This is a genomic window from Leminorella grimontii (assembly GCF_039789245.1).
Lineage (GTDB): Bacteria > Pseudomonadota > Gammaproteobacteria > Enterobacterales > Enterobacteriaceae > Leminorella > Leminorella grimontii.
In genome coordinates this window covers 2,891,309-2,908,590 of the sequence record NZ_CP146357.1, presented here as the reverse complement: position 1 = coordinate 2,908,590, position 17,282 = coordinate 2,891,309, and the positions used below count along the sequence as shown (strand labels likewise).

The 17,282-nt window shown below is 51.4% G+C and carries 23 protein-coding genes; 16 read left to right on the top strand and 7 right to left on the bottom strand.

Annotated elements, in window-relative coordinates:
* Positions 1–57: 57 nt before the first annotated feature.
* The 14 genes from V8L73_RS13495 (at position 58) to V8L73_RS13430 (ending at position 10,585) form a co-directional block, all read left to right on the top strand.
* Positions 58–189 (top strand): hypothetical protein, encoded by a 132-nt coding sequence (locus V8L73_RS13495; RefSeq protein WP_347253239.1) that lies wholly within the window; start codon positions 58–60, stop codon positions 187–189.
* Positions 186–1,799 (top strand): hypothetical protein, encoded by a 1,614-nt coding sequence (locus V8L73_RS13490; protein WP_347253238.1) that lies wholly within the window; start codon positions 186–188, stop codon positions 1,797–1,799. Before V8L73_RS13495 ends, V8L73_RS13490 begins: the two co-directional genes overlap by 4 nt.
* Entirely contained in the window at positions 1,796–2,470 is a 675-nt protein-coding gene (locus V8L73_RS13485) for a phage baseplate protein (protein WP_347253237.1), read from the top strand. Before V8L73_RS13490 ends, V8L73_RS13485 begins: the two co-directional genes overlap by 4 nt.
* 37 nt (positions 2,471–2,507) lie before the next feature.
* A complete protein-coding gene (locus tag V8L73_RS13480) occupies positions 2,508–2,828 on the top strand; it encodes a phage baseplate plug family protein (protein WP_347253236.1) in 321 nt (106 codons plus the stop codon).
* Positions 2,829–2,864: 36 nt separating this feature from the next.
* On the top strand, positions 2,865–3,830 hold the full coding sequence (locus tag V8L73_RS13475; RefSeq protein ID WP_347253235.1) for a phage protein: 966 nt from the start codon (positions 2,865–2,867) through the stop codon (positions 3,828–3,830).
* Positions 3,817–4,482, top strand: coding sequence for a Gp138 family membrane-puncturing spike protein (locus V8L73_RS13470; protein ID WP_347253234.1), 666 nt, complete (start codon positions 3,817–3,819; stop codon positions 4,480–4,482). The genes V8L73_RS13475 and V8L73_RS13470 overlap by 14 nt, the downstream gene beginning before the upstream one ends.
* On the top strand, positions 4,479–4,829 hold the full coding sequence (locus V8L73_RS13465; RefSeq protein ID WP_027274614.1) for a hypothetical protein: 351 nt from the start codon (positions 4,479–4,481) through the stop codon (positions 4,827–4,829). The genes V8L73_RS13470 and V8L73_RS13465 overlap by 4 nt, the downstream gene beginning before the upstream one ends.
* Positions 4,830–4,831: 2 nt before the next feature.
* Entirely contained in the window at positions 4,832–6,253 is a 1,422-nt protein-coding gene (locus V8L73_RS13460) for a hypothetical protein (RefSeq protein ID WP_347253233.1), read from the top strand.
* On the top strand, positions 6,250–6,990 hold the full coding sequence (locus tag V8L73_RS13455; RefSeq protein WP_261832904.1) for a DUF2612 domain-containing protein: 741 nt from the start codon (positions 6,250–6,252) through the stop codon (positions 6,988–6,990). The genes V8L73_RS13460 and V8L73_RS13455 overlap by 4 nt, the downstream gene beginning before the upstream one ends.
* Positions 6,987–7,688 (top strand): phage tail protein, encoded by a 702-nt coding sequence (locus tag V8L73_RS13450; protein WP_347253232.1) that lies wholly within the window; start codon positions 6,987–6,989, stop codon positions 7,686–7,688. The genes V8L73_RS13455 and V8L73_RS13450 overlap by 4 nt, the downstream gene beginning before the upstream one ends.
* On the top strand, positions 7,688–8,281 hold the full coding sequence (locus V8L73_RS13445; RefSeq protein WP_347253231.1) for a tail fiber assembly protein: 594 nt from the start codon (positions 7,688–7,690) through the stop codon (positions 8,279–8,281). Before V8L73_RS13450 ends, V8L73_RS13445 begins: the two co-directional genes overlap by 1 nt.
* A gap of 121 nt (positions 8,282–8,402) precedes the next feature.
* Positions 8,403–9,314 (top strand): phage tail protein, encoded by a 912-nt coding sequence (locus tag V8L73_RS13440; RefSeq protein WP_347253230.1) that lies wholly within the window; start codon positions 8,403–8,405, stop codon positions 9,312–9,314.
* Positions 9,315–9,423: 109 nt separating this feature from the next.
* A complete protein-coding gene (locus tag V8L73_RS13435; protein WP_347253229.1) occupies positions 9,424–10,158 on the top strand; it encodes a phage tail protein in 735 nt (244 codons plus the stop codon).
* Position 10,159: 1 nt separating this feature from the next.
* Complete coding sequence (locus V8L73_RS13430; protein ID WP_347253228.1) at positions 10,160–10,585, top strand: tail fiber assembly protein; 426 nt, start codon at positions 10,160–10,162, stop codon at positions 10,583–10,585.
* Here the strand turns inward: V8L73_RS13430 and V8L73_RS13425 are convergent.
* Both V8L73_RS13425 and V8L73_RS13420 read right to left on the bottom strand, forming a co-directional pair.
* Entirely contained in the window at positions 10,557–10,985 is a 429-nt protein-coding gene (locus V8L73_RS13425) for a tail fiber assembly protein (protein ID WP_347253227.1), read from the bottom strand. The genes V8L73_RS13430 and V8L73_RS13425 overlap by 29 nt on opposite strands.
* A gap of 2 nt (positions 10,986–10,987) precedes the next feature.
* Entirely contained in the window at positions 10,988–11,347 is a 360-nt protein-coding gene (locus V8L73_RS13420) for a gp53-like domain-containing protein (RefSeq protein ID WP_347253226.1), read from the bottom strand.
* Between the two features lie 36 nt (positions 11,348–11,383).
* Here V8L73_RS13420 and V8L73_RS13415 point away from each other — a divergent pair, with 36 nt between their 5' ends.
* Complete coding sequence (locus V8L73_RS13415) at positions 11,384–11,953, top strand: recombinase family protein (RefSeq protein WP_036023854.1); 570 nt, start codon at positions 11,384–11,386, stop codon at positions 11,951–11,953.
* 79 nt (positions 11,954–12,032) lie between these two features.
* Here V8L73_RS13415 and V8L73_RS13410 read toward each other — a convergent pair whose 3' ends face one another.
* The 5 genes from V8L73_RS13410 to V8L73_RS13390 all read right to left on the bottom strand — a co-directional run bounded on the left by V8L73_RS13410 (position 12,033) and on the right by V8L73_RS13390 (position 15,986).
* Positions 12,033–12,728 carry a pirin family protein gene (locus V8L73_RS13410; protein WP_347253225.1) on the bottom strand — a complete coding sequence of 232 codons (696 nt, stop codon included), beginning with the start codon at positions 12,726–12,728 and terminating at the stop codon, positions 12,033–12,035.
* A 163-nt stretch (positions 12,729–12,891) separates the two neighbouring features.
* A complete protein-coding gene (gene grxB / locus V8L73_RS13405) occupies positions 12,892–13,539 on the bottom strand; it encodes a glutaredoxin 2 (protein WP_347253224.1) in 648 nt (215 codons plus the stop codon).
* 129 nt (positions 13,540–13,668) lie between these two features.
* On the bottom strand, positions 13,669–14,061 hold the full coding sequence (locus tag V8L73_RS13400; protein ID WP_347253223.1) for a VOC family protein: 393 nt from the start codon (positions 14,059–14,061) through the stop codon (positions 13,669–13,671).
* Positions 14,062–14,130: 69 nt separating this feature from the next.
* On the bottom strand, positions 14,131–14,481 hold the full coding sequence (locus V8L73_RS13395) for a hypothetical protein (protein WP_027274585.1): 351 nt from the start codon (positions 14,479–14,481) through the stop codon (positions 14,131–14,133).
* Positions 14,482–14,657: 176 nt separating this feature from the next.
* The gene (locus V8L73_RS13390; protein WP_027274586.1) at positions 14,658–15,986 is read right to left on the bottom strand and encodes an MATE family efflux transporter; all 1,329 of its coding nucleotides are present in this window, start codon (positions 15,984–15,986) and stop codon (positions 14,658–14,660) included.
* Between the two features lie 347 nt (positions 15,987–16,333).
* On the opposite strand from V8L73_RS13390, the gene V8L73_RS13385 reads away from it, so the two are divergent.
* Positions 16,334–17,233: a diaminopimelate dehydrogenase gene (locus tag V8L73_RS13385; RefSeq protein WP_347253222.1), complete on the top strand. Its 900-nt coding sequence runs from the start codon at positions 16,334–16,336 to the stop codon at positions 17,231–17,233.
* Positions 17,234–17,282 lie beyond the last annotated feature (49 nt).

Here is a 17,282-nt window from a genome sequence, read left to right as displayed (position 1 = left end):
AGTGCGGGAACCCTTCGAGAGGATCTGCAGCAAGAGTTATGGATATGGCGTCCGATAATGGCCCGCTTGATCACGTTACGCGAGGTTAAAAACGGTGAGGTTGATGTCGACGATTTACTAAAACTCAATGCGCTATTGGATATGCGTGAAGCGATACGCTTACAGGCGCAGTTGGAGAGTCAAGCATGAGCAATCTTACTCAGGGAACGGCTGACGTTATGCCTGTACTTAATGGGCTAAAAGCGTCGCTGCCTGGATTGGAAAAATTAAATAAAAAAATCGATGACGTCGCTAAAAATATTGGCATCGAGATAGGTGTTACCCAGAAGGTTGCATCAGTACAAGTAAAGCAGCTTTCTGGCAATATTAACCATATCTTAAGCGGATTAAGCCGCGTTTCTGCCAAGGTTTTGGCGAAGTCTTCCCCACAAATTAATCAATCAGTAAAAAAGTTCTTTTTTATTTCCCATATCAGCGAGCGGATTAAGAATGATATCTCGCTGAAAGTGAACGTATCGCAACCTGCGTCAAAGTCAGAATGTACGCCAAAGTGGGAGTGTACGCCCGTTCCGGAGGTTGACAGTGATCCTTGTTGCTGTGAAAAGGGGGATGGCGATAAGGGTGGTGGAAGCGGCGCTTTTGACACAATCGCGAAAATCGTCGGTTTTATCGCCGATCTGCTCTCTATTCTCGACGCTTTAAAGAAACTTAAAGGATTGGGGCCTGCCCTCAAAAATATTGTTGGCGGAATCGGTAAGGTGTTATCGGCAGCAAAAGGGCTGGTTAAAGGGATTTTCACTGCCGGAAAAAGCGTCATCTCCAATACCGCATCCTTTATTGGCCGCCGAGCAGGACAAGTATTCTCTGCTATAGGCAAAACGGCTAGCTCCATAGCTAAAAGAGTCATGTCGGGGGTAAGTCAAGGCTATTCGCGTGCTAAAGGTGCCATTTCCTCAGCAGGTACTAAAGCTAAGGAGCTATTTTCTGCAGGAAAGGATAAAGCGAAAGGGGTATTCAATGCGGTAAAAGGGAAAGTGGGTGGTGTGCTTTCTTCTGGTGGGGAAAAGGCAAAAGCATTTTTTTCCTCAGGTAAAGAGAAGGCCTCAAACCTGATTGCTTCAGGGAAAGAGCGAGCAAAGTCGGCGTTTAACTTTGGCAAAGGACTTTTTGACAAGATTGGCTCGCTTGTATCTAAGGGAAAAGACGTTGCTAAATCCGCTGCTGGGCGAGTTGTTGGTAAAGGTGGTGGTCTTCTAAGCCGGGGGGCAGGTCTGATTGCGCATATGGCTGGTCCGCTGGCGTCGATGGGGAAAAACCTGATTAGCAAGGCGCCTGGCGTAATTAAATCAGTTGCCGGTGGGGCATTTTCTGTCGGTAAGAGCCTGTTAGGCAACGGCAAGATACTGAGCGTGTTAGGAAAGGTAGCCTCTGTTGGTCTGAGAGTGGGGAGATTGGCCACACCGCTGGGCTGGGCATCTCTGGCTGCGGAAGGGGCCATTCGACTGGGCTATCATGCTTATAAGAAATATCAGGCGTCTAAGGAACAGGAAGCTAGCCCTGAAGGAGAGGGGAAGCCGCCGACTGAAGTGTACCCACAAACCGTAACGCCGGATATGGCGGCTTCTGCGGCATCGTCTAATTCGGCAAACTATACGGTTAACAGCAATCCCCAGTTTCAAATAAACGTTCTACCAGGCACGCCAGAGCAGCAGGCTAATGATATTCGTTTGGCCGCAATGGAAGGTGTAAAGCAAGGGGAGAAGCAGTTGACGGCGGTAGTGACAGGAGGTTTGTCATGAGTAGCGTTTGGGGCATTTTAACAAAGCTATTGAGTTCCCCTTCCGGCGTTGTCGGTTTTCAAGGTGACAGTGTCAATATGGAATTTGATGTGGTCACCAACGAAAGTCACACCTGGACGGCTGACGTTACTTCCAATCCGGTTGAGACAGGAGTTATGGTTGCGGATCACGTGCAGGTGAAACCGGATTCGTTAGAAATTTCCGGTGTCATCAGCAATTCGACGATTGAGCGCTGGCGAGGAAAGTTTGTCGAGTCCATTCTTGAACTGCTAAATTCTGAATCAAACGTGCAAAAAGCGTTTGACCAGCTAAGACAATTGCTGGATGACCGACAGCCTGTGATCGTTTACACCAAATATCGAACTTATCCCGATATGGTATTAACGAGACTATCGATACCCCGTAAGGTTGGTGAAGGCGATTCAATCGAGTTTTCTGCAACTTTTACCCATATCCGCCGCGTTTCTACGCTGGTTGTTGATGCTGAAGAGGCAGGAATTAATCCTAAGCAGTCTGATTCTCCGGAAACGGAAAGGAAGTCATCTCCGAAAAAGAATAAGGGCCCAACGTATCCATCGACAGCGGATTCTGATACGACTGTTTACGTTGAGAATAAAACGACGACGACGATTGAAAACTCAATAGAGATTGAAATTAATGCGGATAAGTAACAAACGCTTATTGTCCTATTAAGTGAGGGGGTAACACATGTCGACAGTATTAAAAATACCGTTAGATACAGGTATTGCCGATCAGCAAATGGATATTACGTTAGATAATAAACCAATGACGCTAAGAGTTACTTGGAATGAATTCGGTGAATATTGGTATTTATCTTTAGGTTTACGAAATGGCGATCCCATCGTTAGTGGCGTAAAAATGGTAAAGGATATTCCGTTGCTAAGGCGCTATCAGCTTTCTGTACCTGAAGGCGAGTTTATCTTTATGGATAATTATAGCGGAAAGTCCAGGCCGGATTTCTATTCTTTGGGGAATGACCATCTTCTGCTGTATAAGACTCGAAACTAACGACTTAATCATCTTTTAGATATATAGAGAGGCGGTATGCTGTTTAATCGTGTCGCCGAATTAGTCGTTGGTGAAGCTAACGGCAAGGCCGTTATTATTAACGACCTGCGTTTTTCTTTTGAAATTACGAAAGATAACGATAAAACGACTAATAAGCTGGCGCTAAAAATCTATAACATGAATAACCAAACGCGTAATTTAGTAGAGCGCGTTAATAATAATGTCATTTTGAAGGCCGGATATGAAGATGATATTGGCCCCGTCACTATATTTACAGGGACGGTGGTTAGTGCTTGGACGGTCCGAGAGGGGAATGACACTATCACTGAACTGTCTGTTCGTGATGGTGCTTTGCCGCTTCGGCAGACAAAGCTGTCTCTAAGCTATTCACCCGGTACTTCTGCACTGGATATCCTTCATGATGTCGCTGAGTCTTTTGGTTTGCCCGTTAAAGCAATGCCGGAAAACATCGTTGATAAGCCTTATCAAAGAGGATTCTCTTTTTGTGGCCGGGCGGAAACGGCGATGCGTGATATTTGTCAATATCTGGGGTTGACTTGGTCAATTCAAAATCACGAAATTCAGATTTTAAGTAAGGATAACCCTATTGGCGATGAGCTAGTAGTTTTAACGCCAGAAAATGGGCTGGTAGGTATTCCAACACGCATCGTTGATTCTACAAGAAATAAGTCTCAAGGGGAATCTTCTCCTCCGTCACAGCTTATTTTGTCGGAAAGTCAGTCGGATAAAACCCAATATCAAATTGAAGGCTATCGGGTAAAAAGCCTTTTACAACCACGCCTTTATCCTGGCTGCTATGTGGGACTTGAGAGTGACATGCTGTTGCTGGATCCGAGTGCGGATAAAGACAGAACGGAGCGCCCAAGAGCCTTTTTCCGTGCTGAGGTTGTAACCCATAGCGGTGATACTTTCCAAGGAGATTGGGTAACTGAATGTGAATTGAAGTCAATTCAGCAGAGGAAAGACAATGGCGGAAAATAATAATCTAATGCAGGCGTTTCAGTCGCTGATTCAGTCAGAAACCAGTCAAATAAATACGGCGGTTGATGGCGTTATTGAAAGCTATTCGGCGGGTATAGCCAGCGTTAAACCCATCCCTCAACAAAAGTTTATCGATGGAACAGCTTTGGACTACCCCGTCATCCCCAACGTCCCCGTCATGTGGCCCCGCTTTGCCGGCGACAAAGCGGGCGTGAAGGGGCCGGTACGCCCGGGGGACAAGTGCCTGCTGGTGTTCTGCCAGCAGGCGGTGGACGGCAGCGACGACGAGCGGCGCTTCTCTCTTAACGACGCCTACTGCATCGTCGGCGGATTCGGCGCGGCGACCGAACGCGGTGCGGAAAACGACCAGATGCAGCTTTACTTCAATGATGCCTACGTGGCTCTGACCGAGGACGGGAAGCTTTTGATCAACGCGCCGGCCGGCGTCGAAATCACCACGCCGGAGACGCTGAACAAGGGGCTTTTGACAACCGTTGGGCAGCTTAGCTATCAGTCCGGTATGTCCGGGCGCGGCGGCGCCACCATCAACGGTACGGTCAAAGCCACCGGCGACGTTCAGGGCAGCGGCATTTCTCTTATTCAACACACCCACCGTGAACACGATGGGCCATCGACGGGACCCGCGCAATGATCGATCTAAAGCTTGACGCCTCAGGCGATCTCGACCTGCGTCGTAACGATCTGACCTGGGTAGACGGCGCCGAACGGGTGCATCAGCAGCTACAGATAAAGCTGAAGCTGTGGCGCGGAGAGTGGTTTTTAAATACCGCTTTCGGCACGCCGTATCTTCAACAGATCTTAGGCAAGCAGATAACTCTCAACGGCGCGCTAGCCGCCCTCAAAAACAGCATTCTTGAGGTGGACGGTGTACGGGAGATAGCTCAGTTCAACTATGACTTTGACCGGCAGACGCGCTTACTGACAGTGCAGTTTGCCGTCAAAACGCCTTATGGTTTGGTCAGCTACAAAGGTAACTAAAAATGGCTTTAACAAAAGAGGGCTATGCCGTTAAGAGGCTGGCCGAACTAAAAAAAGAGTACGACCGCCTGCTGATTAACCGCTTCGGCCCCATCAACACGCAGCCGGATTCGGTTATCGGTCAGTTAGAGGGCATCTGGGCAGAAGCGCTGGCCAACATTTACGAGCAGGCGCAGGACACCTACCACGCCATGTATCCGTTCAGCGCCGAAGGCGTATCTCTGGACGGCGCCGTGTCTTACGTCGGCATTACCCGATTTGCCGCGACGGCGACCTGGACTATTGCCGCCGTGTATGGTCGCGAATCGACGCTATTGAAAAGCGGCGCACAAGCCTCTGACGGCGTTCAGCGCTATCAAAGCGTGCTGGACGCCGTTATCAGCCGAGCAAACGCCATCGATACACTGATTGACATGACGGTGCAAAACGGCGCGGACTACGTGCTTAACGTGAACGGTACGCTTATCAGCTACGTGAGCGGCCCAAACGCGACGCTGGAAGAGATTGCCACAGGGCTTGGCGAACAGCTCAATCCTGAAGCGATTCGCTACGAGGTTAAGGATAAGAGCTTCAGGGTCTTTGCCGCCGACGGCGTTACGCCGTTCGCCCTTTCGGTCGGCGAGCGAATGCAGTTTAGCCGCATCGGTTCTCCCGCCCGCTTTGTGGCGATGAACGAAGGGCGTAAGGTGCTGCCGCAGGGTGCTCTGCGGGAGATCGTCACGCCGCGCAGCGGCTGGGACGAAGTGTGTAACCTGATTGAAGGCGTTACCGGGCGCGAACGGGAGAGCGACACCGAGCTGCGCACCCGCTTTGAGCAGTCCCGCCAGTCGCTGGGTTCTGCGACCGTGAAGGCCATCCGCGCCCGATTGATTCAGGACGTGTCCGGCGTTAGCGAAGTGCGGATCTTTGAGAACCGAACCAACCAAACCTCGGAAGACGGCATTCCGCCTCACGCCTTTGAGGCGCTGGTGGTGGGCGGCAGCGATCAAAGCGTCGCCGACGCGCTGTGGAAGCACAAGCCGGCCGGTATCGAAACTTACGGCGCCAATTCCATGCTGGTTAAGGATGAAAACGGCGACGGCCAGCGGATTTGCTTCTCGCGCGCAGCGCAAAAGTACGCCTGGATCCGCGTGCGGGTTACCGGCCTGTATGACGAAGAGGCGCTGCCGCAGGACGTTATCAGCACCATCAAGCGGTCGGTGATGAGCTATGGTGAAACCCTGAGCATCGGTGAGGATATCATCCTCCAGCGCATGCTGGGGCCGATTTACGCCAACACCACCGGGCTTTCGCAAATCACCATTGAAGCCGCCGTGACCGAGTCGCCGGACGCATCGCCTGACTACGGCAGCGACAACATCGCCATCGATAAGCGCAGTACGGCGGTGTTTGACGCCGCCCGGCTGGAGGTTATCGGCCTATGACCATTCCTTTTAGACAAACCGCGCTGTCGCGCCTGGTCGGGCAGTTTCACGACAAAGAGAAGGTGAAAGGGCTGGTGGAGTCGATGGTCGCGCCGCTGGAAGCGATATCCGACGATTTGGATGCGATCAAGCACCGGCGCTGGGTGGACACCGCCGAAGGCGCCCAGCTGGACGGCTGCGGCTATATCGTCGGCGTAGCTCGCCAAAGCCGCGGCGACGAGGAGTATCGCACCGCTATCAAGTCGCGCATTCTCAGCAACAGCTCTCGCGCCAGGCCGCAGGACCTGATTGAAGGCGTTCGCTTTTTGACCAAGGCGACGGAGGTTCAGTATCTGGAAAGCTACCCGGCCTGCGCGCTGCTGTTTTCCAACGGCAAGACGGTGCCGCAGGGCAGCCAGGCTATCCTGCAGGACATCGCGCCGGCGGCGATTGAAAACGTACCGCTTATCGTCAGCTACGGCCGCACCGAGCCTTTACGCACCGGGCGGTTGTCGAATCCGTCCGGCCTGAGCGTTTCGAGCGAGCAGGGCGACGCCGAGCTGCAGGTGAATAACGAAGGCCTGAGTGTGAGCGGCAGCAACCCCATCGGCTCCGCCCGCCTGAGCGGCATGGTGCCGGCAAAAACGCCGCTATTGGCCAATCGGGCCAAAATCCGCGCCGCCAAGGGCATATTAGCCGTCAGTACAACTTATGAGGTGTTCGATAACGGATACCGTTTACCTGGAGTATTTCAATGACTACGTTTGCAGAAAAGCACATCGTCTTCCCCGACGGGCAGATTAACGTCGTCCCGCTGCCGGAGGCGATTATGCGCAACGGCTTCACGCCGGAAACCCGCGACGCCCCCGGCATGCCGCTGCCGGCCCAGTATCTGAACTGGCTGATGCGCGACCTTTACCGCCACGCCAACGAGCTAAAGGAAAAGAGCGAAACGCTGGCCAGCCGAGTGATCCCCGCCTGGATGCCGATCCCCTGCCCGATGGAAGAAGCGCCGGAAGGCTACCTGAAGTGCAACGGCGCGGCGTTTGATAAAGAGTTGTATCCCGAGCTGGCTCAGGGGTATCCGTCAGGCAGGCTGCCGGATTTGAGAGGGGAGTTTATTCGCGGGTGGGATGATGGGAGAGGGGTGGATGTGGGGCGGGGGGTGTTAAGTTTGCAATCTGATGCATTAGAAAATCATGCACATGGATTGACAATGCGAACTGGGACCGGAGCTTCTTTGCTCACAAGGAATATGACAACCGGAGATTATGGAGTGACTCAATATCCGGCTGCAGGCTCGGGAGATGGCGGTTCAATGTCGTCAACATATAGCACAGGGACTGTTGGAGATTTCAGGTCTTTTGGTACTGATATGCAACTAACAAAAGGTACTGCTGCTGTTGAAACTCGCCCCCGTAACATAGCGTTCCTATACATTGTGAGGGCGGCATAATGGTGGGCGTTCAGTTTAATGACTTGGGTTTTGCCAAATTAACTGGAACCGTTCACCTGTATCACGTTGCCCCAGATTCAGGAGAGTTTCTTTTTGAGTCGGATGAATGGGTTTCTGTTGGTGTGGGCATTCCTGCTTATAGCTGTATTGATGTCCCGCTTTCGGCGAAACCCGGCTTTGCCGTTTGTCGAATCAATGATAATTGGGAATATGTAGAGGATCATCGAGGCGTAGAAGCTTATTCAACCCAAACTCAGAAACCTATTGAGATCACGATGCTAGGGCCGTTGCCCGCTGACGTAACGACACTTCATCCAGCGACGCCTTTTGATTGTTGGAATGGCGATAACTGGGTAACAGACGAAGCGGCAAAGCATCAGGCCGAGGTTGAAGCCGCTGCGCGGCAAAAGCGCGATTTGGAGCAGAAAGCCAACGCGGCGATTGAAACACTAAATGATGCAATTGAGCTGGGGTTGGCAGAACAGGGCGATGAAGAGATGCTGAAGGCCTGGCGGGCCTACCGCGTTAAGCTGTCTCGCGTCGACGTTCAGGCTGCGCCCGGTGTCACTTGGCCCGCACTTCCTGCCGACTAGTTTATTTCTTCTTTCTTAAAAGTCTTTTTGAACAACAAACAATCTCCGATTGCCCGACGGCGGCTACCTGCCGTTGGGCATTGAGCGGCGATTTTCTACAGGAAAACGCAAAGGAAACATTATGGCCTTAACCCTTGAACAGGAGCTGGCGCTGTTGGCGCTGCTCAGCGAGAAAAAAACGACCCTGTCAGAGCTGCCCGCAGCCACCGGGCTGGGCGCTGACGATTTGATGTTAACGCGTCAGGGTATTATTGATAAATCGATAACCGGCGATGTGTTAAAGCGCTACGTTATGCCGCCTGATGCGTCATTGACGACGTCTGGTATTGTAAAACTAAACAGCAATGTTAATAGTCACGATGAAACAACGGCGGCGACGCCGAAGGCGGTGAAAGAGGCTTACGATCTGGCAAAAAGTGCATTGGATTACCCAGTTGGTGCCCCCATACCTTGGCCGTCCGACACTATCCCTGAAGGCTATGCGGCGATGGTGGGACAGGCGTTTGATAAAGCGCTCTATCCTCAACTGGCTAAGGCTTATCCGACAGGCGTTATACCTGATATGCGTGGTTGGATGATTAAAGGAACTCCTGCCACTGGTCGCGCTACTTTATCAATAGAGCTTGATAACATCAAAGCTCACAATCATACCGCACGCGCGTCAGATACAGATCTAGGCGTAAGAACAACTACAGCAACAGGAGTGCACTCGCATTCCGTGACCGGTTCTACTTCTAGCGCCGGAGGTCACTATCACACATATGTCGGCGATGATTCTCTTGCTGAGTTTGCGATTAAAGACAGTTTCGCAAACTGGGACTGTGGAAGTGGTCGCGCAAACGGTGGTCATTACAGAACTAGCTCAACAGGCGCTCACACGCACACCGTTACCGGTGTCGCCACCGGGGCGGGTAACCATACTCATGCAGTGATTATAGGCTCTCATAATCACGCAATAATTGTTGATGTTGTTGGTGCTGTGGAAAATACAGTAAAAAACATCTCTTTTAATTACATCGTAAAATTGGCTTAGTTTTTACGTATTACTTTCTTATGTGATTATACCTTTTAATATATTAACTTTTTATCATTAAATTATCGAATATATAAATATTTTTAGTGGAAAAGTATAAGGAATATTTATGGCCTTAACTCTCGAACAAGAGCAGGCTCTTCTTGCCCTGCTTGATGAACAAAAACTAACGCTTTCAGAACTCGATTGCGCAAGTGAATTAAACGGCAGCGATCTCATGTTGGTTCGCCAGGGGATTTTAGATAAATCCCTCAAGGGTGAAACGCTGAAGCGCTACGTTACTCCCCCAGCAGCTTCTCTGACGACTTCTGGATTAACCAAATTAAGCAGCGCCGTAAACAGCAGTGATGAAGGTATTGCGGCAACGTCTAAGGCAGTTAAATCAGCTTATGATTTGGCCGGAAAGGCGCTGATGAAAGAGTCCAATTTAGCGGACTTAACAAACGTAGCTGATGCTCTTACAAACCTTGGTTTGGGGGAGGCGGCTGCTAGGAACGGGATTACCGCATCTGATACTGCTAATGGCTGGTTATCTGTTCCCGCTTACGCTTTCGGCAATCAGAAAAATCTGGTACTTCAATGGGGAACAGTAACATTACCCGCATCACCTGAAGCAAGTTACAGTGGGTGGCAACAATTCAGTATGGATTTTGCGTTTCCAATTGCGTTCCCTGGTGCCTGTTTATCAACTGCGTGCAGCTTACTTTCCGGTGGTAGCTCTGGGCAATGGGTGGCGACGGCACAAACATTCGCAATAAATAAAACTGGCGCAAGAGCTCTTGTTCAGACTATTTATCCTGGAGTGTCTTATCCTTCTATTCAATGGATCGCGGTAGGTTTTTAACATGAAAAAATATGTATATAGCTCAACATCCAATGCATTTTATCCTGTAGAGTTGAGATCAGCTTATGAGGCAAGCGGAACTTGGCCCATAGATGCAGTTACTGTTGATGAAGCTGTTTTTAACGAATTTTCTGGTTCTTCGCCAGAAGGTAAAATTCGAGCTACTGATAATAACGGTTTTCCTTGTTGGATTGAGTCACCTTCCCCTTCTCAGGAACAGTTAATCGCGGTAGCAGAAGTTAAAAAACGCCAATTGATGATGGCAGCAAATGCATTAATTACGCCAATTGTTGATGCTATAGATCTTGGTATTGTAACCACTGAAGAATTAAGACTGTATGATGAATGGCGGAGATATCGAGTTCTGTTAAGCCGGGTTGATACCTCCGCCAGTCCAGTTAACTGGCCGACACCACCGGTAGTATAGGCCATTCAATATCAGATGCGCTGGATGTATCAACAGCCTCCAGTGCATCTAGATAATCAAGCCATAGATTGTATTGCTCCAGCTCCGCTTTTTCCAACCGTCCTAATGCTGCTTTTCCGGGCCACTGCTTACTGCTCATAAACGCATTAGCTTCGCCAATTTTCACTGTTCGCAAAAGATTGGCTGTAGCCATGTATTCAGCGTAGGATTTTTCAATCCACTCTGGATACCCTTCATGGTTTGCTCCTAATTTCATTCCTTCTGGAGGAGTTTTATTATAAGTATTTCTCACATTGGTACTTACCTCGATGACATCTTCAGGAAGTGTGCCAGCATCGAGATATAATTGTTTTTCGGATATTGGATAAAACGCTAACATTGTTCTAGAAAATAAATACATGATTACCATCCCACTGTAATTATTGCGACGCTCATAGGGGCACTAAAGTTCAGCATACGAGCTACTCTTGATACTGAACCGCCATTTACAGTTGCTCCCACCGCGCCACCTGGCATCGCTGCATCAGCAAAGAAAGCATTTGGAAAAGGGATAGGGAAATTAAACGAAAAATATCCCGCAGTTGGCGCAACGGCTGTATACCATTGAATAATTAGTTCTCGTCGCTGCCCACCGACTAGCCCAGGAATTTTAAAATATCCCGGAGAAATTCCCTCGCCCAAAACTCCTGCGGCTACGCCTGCGAGGGCCAATTCCCCCAAACCAAGGTTTTCAAGAATGCCTTCCCCACCCACATTTGCCACAATAAGCCCCCTCAATCCAAAAACAGGACGCTGAAAATGGCAATCATCGGCTACGTTCGGGTTTCAACTAATGAACAAAACACCGAACTACAGCGAAAGGCGCTTGAGTGCTTAAACTGTGAGCATATTTTCGAAGATAAAATGAGCGGTAAAAAGGCCGACAGGCCTGGGTTAAAAAAGGCGCTGAGGCAGTTGAATTCGGGCGATACTCTTGTCGTGTGGAAGCTTGACAGGCTTGGGCGGTCGATGCGTAATCTGGTGTTGCTGATTGATGAACTGCATCTGCGGGGCGTGCACTTTCGCAGCGTCACGGACAGCATTGACACCTCTTCGTCCATGGGAAGGTTCTTTTTTCACGTGATGGGCGCGCTAGCGGAGATGGAACGCGAGCTTATCGTTGAGCGAACGAATGCGGGGCTGGCCGCCGCTCGGGAGCAGGGGAGGATTGGAGGACGAAGGCCAAAGCTAACGGCAGAACAGTGGGAGCAAATAGGCCGCTTAATTGAAAAAGGCCACTCTCGCGCAGAGATTTCCCGTATTTATGACATATCCGAAAAAACAATCTATAAATACCATCCGGCAAAAAACTTCCCGCCAATAAAATAAACAAAACCGCCGCCGAAAATAATGTATTTCTTATTTCCGGCGGCGAATCTATTCCACTTCTATAGCTTATTTAATCCCCTCAAACCCCCGGCAGATCAAACGCCAGCACCTCGCTATCACCGTAGGAAGTCACGCTAAGCGTCTCTTCGTCCCACAGGGCGACGCCGTCGCTGGCGGTGGCCTGAACGCCGTTGACTTCAACCTGGCCCTTCACCACCTGGATCCAGACCCGGCGGCCTTTGGTGATGGGATATTCCGCCTTTTCACCATCGCTAAGCCCCCAGCGCCACAGCTCCATATCCTGATAGACTTTCAATGAACCGTCGCGCGCGTCCGGCGACAGCACCAGTTGGCGTGCGTGCTTTTCCGTAAACGATTTCTGCTCGTAGCGCGGTGCGATGTCCTGCTCGTTGGGAATAATCCAGATTTGATAGAAGTGCAGCGGGTCGGCTGCGCTCGGGTTGTACTCCGAGTGGCGAACGCCCGTTCCTGCGCTCATTATCTGGAAATCACCGGCCGGAACCCGCTCTTTGTTTCCCATGCTGTCCTGATGCTCAATGGCGCCTTCCAGCACGTAAGAGAGGATCTCCATATTTTTGTGAGGGTGCGTCGGGAACCCCTGACCGGGCGTTACCCTGTCCTCGTTAATCACGCGCAAAACGGAGAATCCCATAAAGTTCTCATCGTAATAGTCGGCAAATGAGAAGGTGTGCCAGCTGTCCAACCAGCCGTGATTGGCGTGGCCGCGCACGTCGGCTTTACGTAGATAAATCATAATGAAACCTCCTTAACGTTTGAGTTAAGTGTAGTCCATTGAGTCCGCCAAGAAAGCGGAATTAAGTCACGAAGAGGGTCAAAATAATTGAATAAAGAGTGATGAACCAAGCAAAAACGGCGTTCTCTATCGGAACGCCGTTTTTACTGAAGGTAAAAAAGGGCTACTGTGCGATGGCGTCCAGCAGGTTTACGCCGCTGTGTTTAGACATCGCCTTACGATAGGCGTCCACCTTGGCCGGATAGCGGACGTCCTTAACGATAGACATGCCGCGCAGCGAGGGGAACAGGTGGATATCGTCGACCGACAGCTCGCCGTTGCAGGCTTCAGGCGACTGGATCAGCGCATCAAGCCTTTGCAGGTCCTCTTCCAGGCGCGCCTTCAGCGTAGGCGTGTTCTCAAGGTGCTGGGCGAAGCTGCCAATAGCGGCCTCTTTCTTTTTCGTGAAGTAGGCGCGGGCGGACGGCGTACAGAATTCGGCAAACTCGGCCTTGGCGTAGCGCGGGATCAGCAGCTGATTAAGATAGGCGGAGACGTCTCTTAGCCAGTCAGCGATGGCGGGATTGGTTTTTCCCGTCAGCACCGGCTTATCGAAGCTTTCGTCAACGTAGTGCACGATGTCCATACTTTCCGGCATGCAGTTGCCGTTGTCCTTTTCCAGAATGGGCGCCATCTTTTGGCCAATCATGCTGATGGGCGTTTCTTCGTCGTCGTTAAGCAGGGTTATCATCTCAAACGGAATGTTCTTTAGGCCGAATATCATGCGCGCCTTCACGCAGTAGGGGCAGTGATCGTAAACATAAAGTTTCATAACGGAGTCCTCAATTTAGGCCAACGGAACGGCCCGTAATTTGTGGCGTTAACCCAGAGCGCGGGTGGATATTACGATTATCTCACCGTTGCTGTCGCGGTGAAAGGCGCTTTCGAGCCATATGCAAGGTTAGTCGATGGAGCTGCACAGTTCGATTAAGATCCCCGATGGAGAGCGCACGTAAGAGACCGTCTGCCCCCAGGGCATGGTTTGCGGCGCCTTGAGCTCAGTTGAGCCATAGAGCAGGGCGGAGGCGTGGGCTTTGGCGACGTCGTCGGTCACCAGCGCGATTTCCATACCCAGCGGCTTTTCGCTGTCGCCGCAGTGAACGTAGCCGTCGGGAAAGTGGCTGTCGCCCAGCAGCCTGTCGGCGAAGGCCAGTATGGTTTCTCCGGTATCCAGCTCGCCGTAGGTTCCGCTCTCATGCAGGAAGCGAGTGGGCAAATCGAAGGCCTGATTGAAAAAGTGGAGCGTTTTTTCCACGTGGTCAACGTAGACGATCGTGTAGCCGAATTTCACCATGATGATTTATCCCGTGGGTTCGTCACTGTTTAAATTATGAACGAACCCGCAGGAAAGTGCACGTTAGGCTTAACGCAGATGGGCCGGGCGGCCGTGGCTTGGACGGTAACCGTTTGAACGATATCCGGGGCGGTAGCCGTTGTAGTACGGGCGAGAGGTAGCTTTATAGCCGTTGCGATAGCCGTGATTGTTATAACGGTGGTTGTAACGATTGCTGTAGCTATTATTGTAACGACTGTTGTAGTAGCGCTTGTAGTTGTTGTGGCTGGGACCGCGGTAGTGCTTGTTATGGTATGACGAACTGCTATGGCGCTGCTGATGGCCATGGTTGCTATTACCGTGGCGATTATGTGACGCTGCGTTTGCCGAAGCGCAGAATGAAACGGCCAGTATGGCGACGAGCAATATTTTCTTTAGCATTTCCGTATACCCCTTATTAGAGAACTTATCTCTATCATTGCAGCTGAAAAAAAATGTTCAACGCGACCGAAGGCGTTTTACGCTTTTTTTACGCTTGCCTGACGGAAAAGGAGCGAGGCACAAAAGAAAGGCGCCGAAAAGGCGCCCTGAATAGAGAAACTGAAAGGAGATACGGCCTAAATATCCAGGCGTTTTGCCTGCCACCTACGGGACTTCCAGCGCCAGGTATTGGCGATGCCGCGCAGCCATTCGTCGCACATAAAGCCGATCCAAATCCCCATAATGCCCATCCCCATCTTGATGCCCAGAAAGTAGCCGATGGGGATTGAGACGCACCACATGAAAAACAGCGCGGTCTTGACCGGGAACCAGGCGTCGCCGGAGGCGCGCAGGGCGTTGACCATCACAATGTTGAAGGTTCTTCCTGGCTCAAGGAAGACAGACAGGATAAACAGCGGCAGCAGCATGTTGATCATATCCTGATCTTTCGCCAGCAGGCCCATGATGTTCTTGTCAAACAGCCAGAACAGCACGACCACAACGATGGTGGCGATAATGCCGAACCTCAGGCTCTTGAACGTCCGCCGATAGGCGTCTTCAAAGCGCTTGGCGCCGACCAGATGGCCGACGAAGATCTCGTTACCGATGCTGACGGCGATGCCGAACATCATGACGAACAGCGCGATCTGGAAATAGAGCGTTTGGGCGGCCAGCGCGGTTTCTCCCATCAGGCCGATAAATGCGTTAGCCGTCATGTAGTGCAGCATCCACAGCAGGTTCTCACCGGCGGCGGGCAGGCCGATGTAGAGAATTTTCCCCAGCAGGTCTTTGGACCAGTGAAAGAACTGGCGAAATTCCAGGCGAATGCGCAGGCCGTAGTTAAGCAGGCAGGCCAGCAGGATAATGCAGATCACCCGCCCGAACACCGTCGACCACGCGACGCCCACCAGCCCCGCATCGAACACGTAGAGCGCAAAAATGTTGCCGACAATGGTGATGGCGTTGACGATAAGCGTCACGTACATCGCCACCTTGGACTTGCCGTACACCCGCAGGCAGGCGGCCAGAATCAGCGACACCGCTTCCGGGATCAGGCAGATGCCGATAATGTGCAAATAGTTGAAGCCGTCCTTCATCAGGTGCGGCGGCATGTTCATGGCTTCCAGCGCGAAGTTGCCGAAAAAGAACAGCATGGCGGCGCAGAAAAGGCCGATAACGAAGTTGAAGGCGATAGAGACGTGAATGGCCTTTTTGGCCACTTCCGGCTGGCGCGCGCCCAGATACTGCGCGATAACCACGCTGCAGCCCACGCTGATAAAGCTGAAGATAGTGATGCACAGGTCAAACACCAGGTTGCCCGGCCCCATCGCGGCCAGATAGGAGGTGGAAACCTGGCTGACCATGTAGGTATTAATCAGCAGGGTAGAAAAGTGCAGCAGGAGATCGATAAAAATCGGCCAGCTCAGCGAAAACAGCGATCGCTCAGTAACATCGTTATGATGCATTTAAAAACCTTAATGACTTTACTTAAAGGCGTTCAAGGAACCGGTCCAAGAGCCCGTCTGGAGAGGGGAAAAATCCGACGCGTAGTGTATCATCGTTTAACAATCAGTCTCCAACAATAAACGCGCCTTTTATTCGTTTTTCTGCCGCAAACGTATCGCTTTTTAAGCTAACCCCGCTTTAAGTCATTGCTCTTTCCTGAAATTTTATAAAAAACCGCTGGGGGATCGCTTTTTTCCGATGTTATGCTAGGCGACGTAGTTTGTTTTTGTGTCGCCGCCGCGGCTGGCGGCGAAATAAGAGCGGCTTCGAATAGGTATAAAACTATAACGATGAATAGGGAAAGAACGTGGTTAAGAAAATCAGAGCAGCGGTTGTCGGCTATGGCAACATCGGAAAATATGCGATAGAAGCCCTGAATGCGGCTGATGACTTTGAGATTGCGGGCGTAGTGCGTCGCAGTGCTGGCGATAAACCCGCGGAGCTGGCGGCTTATCCGGTGGTAGATTCCATCGATAAGTTGGACAACGTTGACGTCGCCATTCTGTGCTCTCCGACGCGCGCGGTAAAAGAAGTGGCGCTTCAGATTTTGGCTAAGGGAATCAATGCCGTCGACAGCTTTGACGTCCATTCGCAGATCGTCGACCTGAAACATTCGCTAGATCCGGTCGCCAAGGCCAACGGCGCGGTATCGGTCGTTGCCGCAGGTTGGGATCCGGGCTCTGACTCTATCATCCGCGCACTGATGCTGGCGATGGCGCCCAAAGGGATCACCTATACCAATTTCGGGCCGGGGATGAGCATGGGGCACTCCGTTGCCGCCAAATCTATCAAAGGCGTTAAGGACGCGCTGTCCGTGACCGTTCCGCTAGGCACCGGCGTTCATCGCCGCCTGGTCTACGTTGAGCTGGAAAGCGGCGCAGATTTCGACACCGTTGCCCGTACGCTCAAGGCGGACGACTACTTTGCCTCTGACGAAACCCACGTCAAGCAGGTCGACTGCGTAGACAGCCTGAAAGACATGGGCCACGGCGTGCACCTGACCCATAAGGGCGTTTCCGGCGCGACGCAAAACCAGCTGTTTGAATATTCAATGCGGATCAACAACCCGGCGCTGACCTCTCAGTTTCTGGTGTCCGCCGCTCGGGCGACCATGAAGATCCCCGCAGGAGCCTACACGGTGATTGAAGTGGCGCCAATCCACTACCTGCCGGGCGATACCGATAAGCTTATTGAGCGTTTGGTATAACCTGCTGATATAGCACATCGGTAAAACAGGCGCGGCCCCGTTTCCAAAC

What these genes read in the sequence shown, in the direction of transcription:
- V8L73_RS13440 (WP_347253230.1), top strand. Translation starts at nt 8,403, where the DNA reads ATGGCCTTAACCCTTGAACAGGAGCTGGCGCTGTTGGCGCTGCTCAGC.
- V8L73_RS13495 (WP_347253239.1), top strand. Translation starts at nt 58, where the DNA reads ATGGCCCGCTTGATCACGTTACGCGAGGTTAAAAACGGTGAGGTTGAT.
- V8L73_RS13455 (WP_261832904.1), top strand. Translation starts at nt 6,250, where the DNA reads ATGACCATTCCTTTTAGACAAACCGCGCTGTCGCGCCTGGTCGGGCAG.
- V8L73_RS13460 (WP_347253233.1), top strand. Translation starts at nt 4,832, where the DNA reads ATGGCTTTAACAAAAGAGGGCTATGCCGTTAAGAGGCTGGCCGAACTA.
- V8L73_RS13465 (WP_027274614.1), top strand. Translation starts at nt 4,479, where the DNA reads ATGATCGATCTAAAGCTTGACGCCTCAGGCGATCTCGACCTGCGTCGT.
- V8L73_RS13410 (WP_347253225.1), bottom strand. Translation starts at nt 12,728, where the DNA reads ATGATTTATCTACGTAAAGCCGACGTGCGCGGCCACGCCAATCACGGC.
- V8L73_RS13400 (WP_347253223.1), bottom strand. Translation starts at nt 14,061, where the DNA reads ATGGTGAAATTCGGCTACACGATCGTCTACGTTGACCACGTGGAAAAA.
- V8L73_RS13445 (WP_347253231.1), top strand. Translation starts at nt 7,688, where the DNA reads ATGGTGGGCGTTCAGTTTAATGACTTGGGTTTTGCCAAATTAACTGGA.
- V8L73_RS13485 (WP_347253237.1), top strand. Translation starts at nt 1,796, where the DNA reads ATGAGTAGCGTTTGGGGCATTTTAACAAAGCTATTGAGTTCCCCTTCC.
- V8L73_RS13450 (WP_347253232.1), top strand. Translation starts at nt 6,987, where the DNA reads ATGACTACGTTTGCAGAAAAGCACATCGTCTTCCCCGACGGGCAGATT.
- V8L73_RS13415 (WP_036023854.1), top strand. Translation starts at nt 11,384, where the DNA reads ATGGCAATCATCGGCTACGTTCGGGTTTCAACTAATGAACAAAACACC.
- V8L73_RS13475 (WP_347253235.1), top strand. Translation starts at nt 2,865, where the DNA reads ATGCTGTTTAATCGTGTCGCCGAATTAGTCGTTGGTGAAGCTAACGGC.
- V8L73_RS13490 (WP_347253238.1), top strand. Translation starts at nt 186, where the DNA reads ATGAGCAATCTTACTCAGGGAACGGCTGACGTTATGCCTGTACTTAAT.
- V8L73_RS13390 (WP_027274586.1), bottom strand. Translation starts at nt 15,986, where the DNA reads ATGCATCATAACGATGTTACTGAGCGATCGCTGTTTTCGCTGAGCTGG.
- V8L73_RS13480 (WP_347253236.1), top strand. Translation starts at nt 2,508, where the DNA reads ATGTCGACAGTATTAAAAATACCGTTAGATACAGGTATTGCCGATCAG.
- V8L73_RS13395 (WP_027274585.1), bottom strand. Translation starts at nt 14,481, where the DNA reads ATGCTAAAGAAAATATTGCTCGTCGCCATACTGGCCGTTTCATTCTGC.
- V8L73_RS13470 (WP_347253234.1), top strand. Translation starts at nt 3,817, where the DNA reads ATGGCGGAAAATAATAATCTAATGCAGGCGTTTCAGTCGCTGATTCAG.
- V8L73_RS13425 (WP_347253227.1), bottom strand. Translation starts at nt 10,985, where the DNA reads ATGTATTTATTTTCTAGAACAATGTTAGCGTTTTATCCAATATCCGAA.
- grxB (WP_347253224.1), bottom strand. Translation starts at nt 13,539, where the DNA reads ATGAAACTTTATGTTTACGATCACTGCCCCTACTGCGTGAAGGCGCGC.
- V8L73_RS13430 (WP_347253228.1), top strand. Translation starts at nt 10,160, where the DNA reads ATGAAAAAATATGTATATAGCTCAACATCCAATGCATTTTATCCTGTA.
- V8L73_RS13435 (WP_347253229.1), top strand. Translation starts at nt 9,424, where the DNA reads ATGGCCTTAACTCTCGAACAAGAGCAGGCTCTTCTTGCCCTGCTTGAT.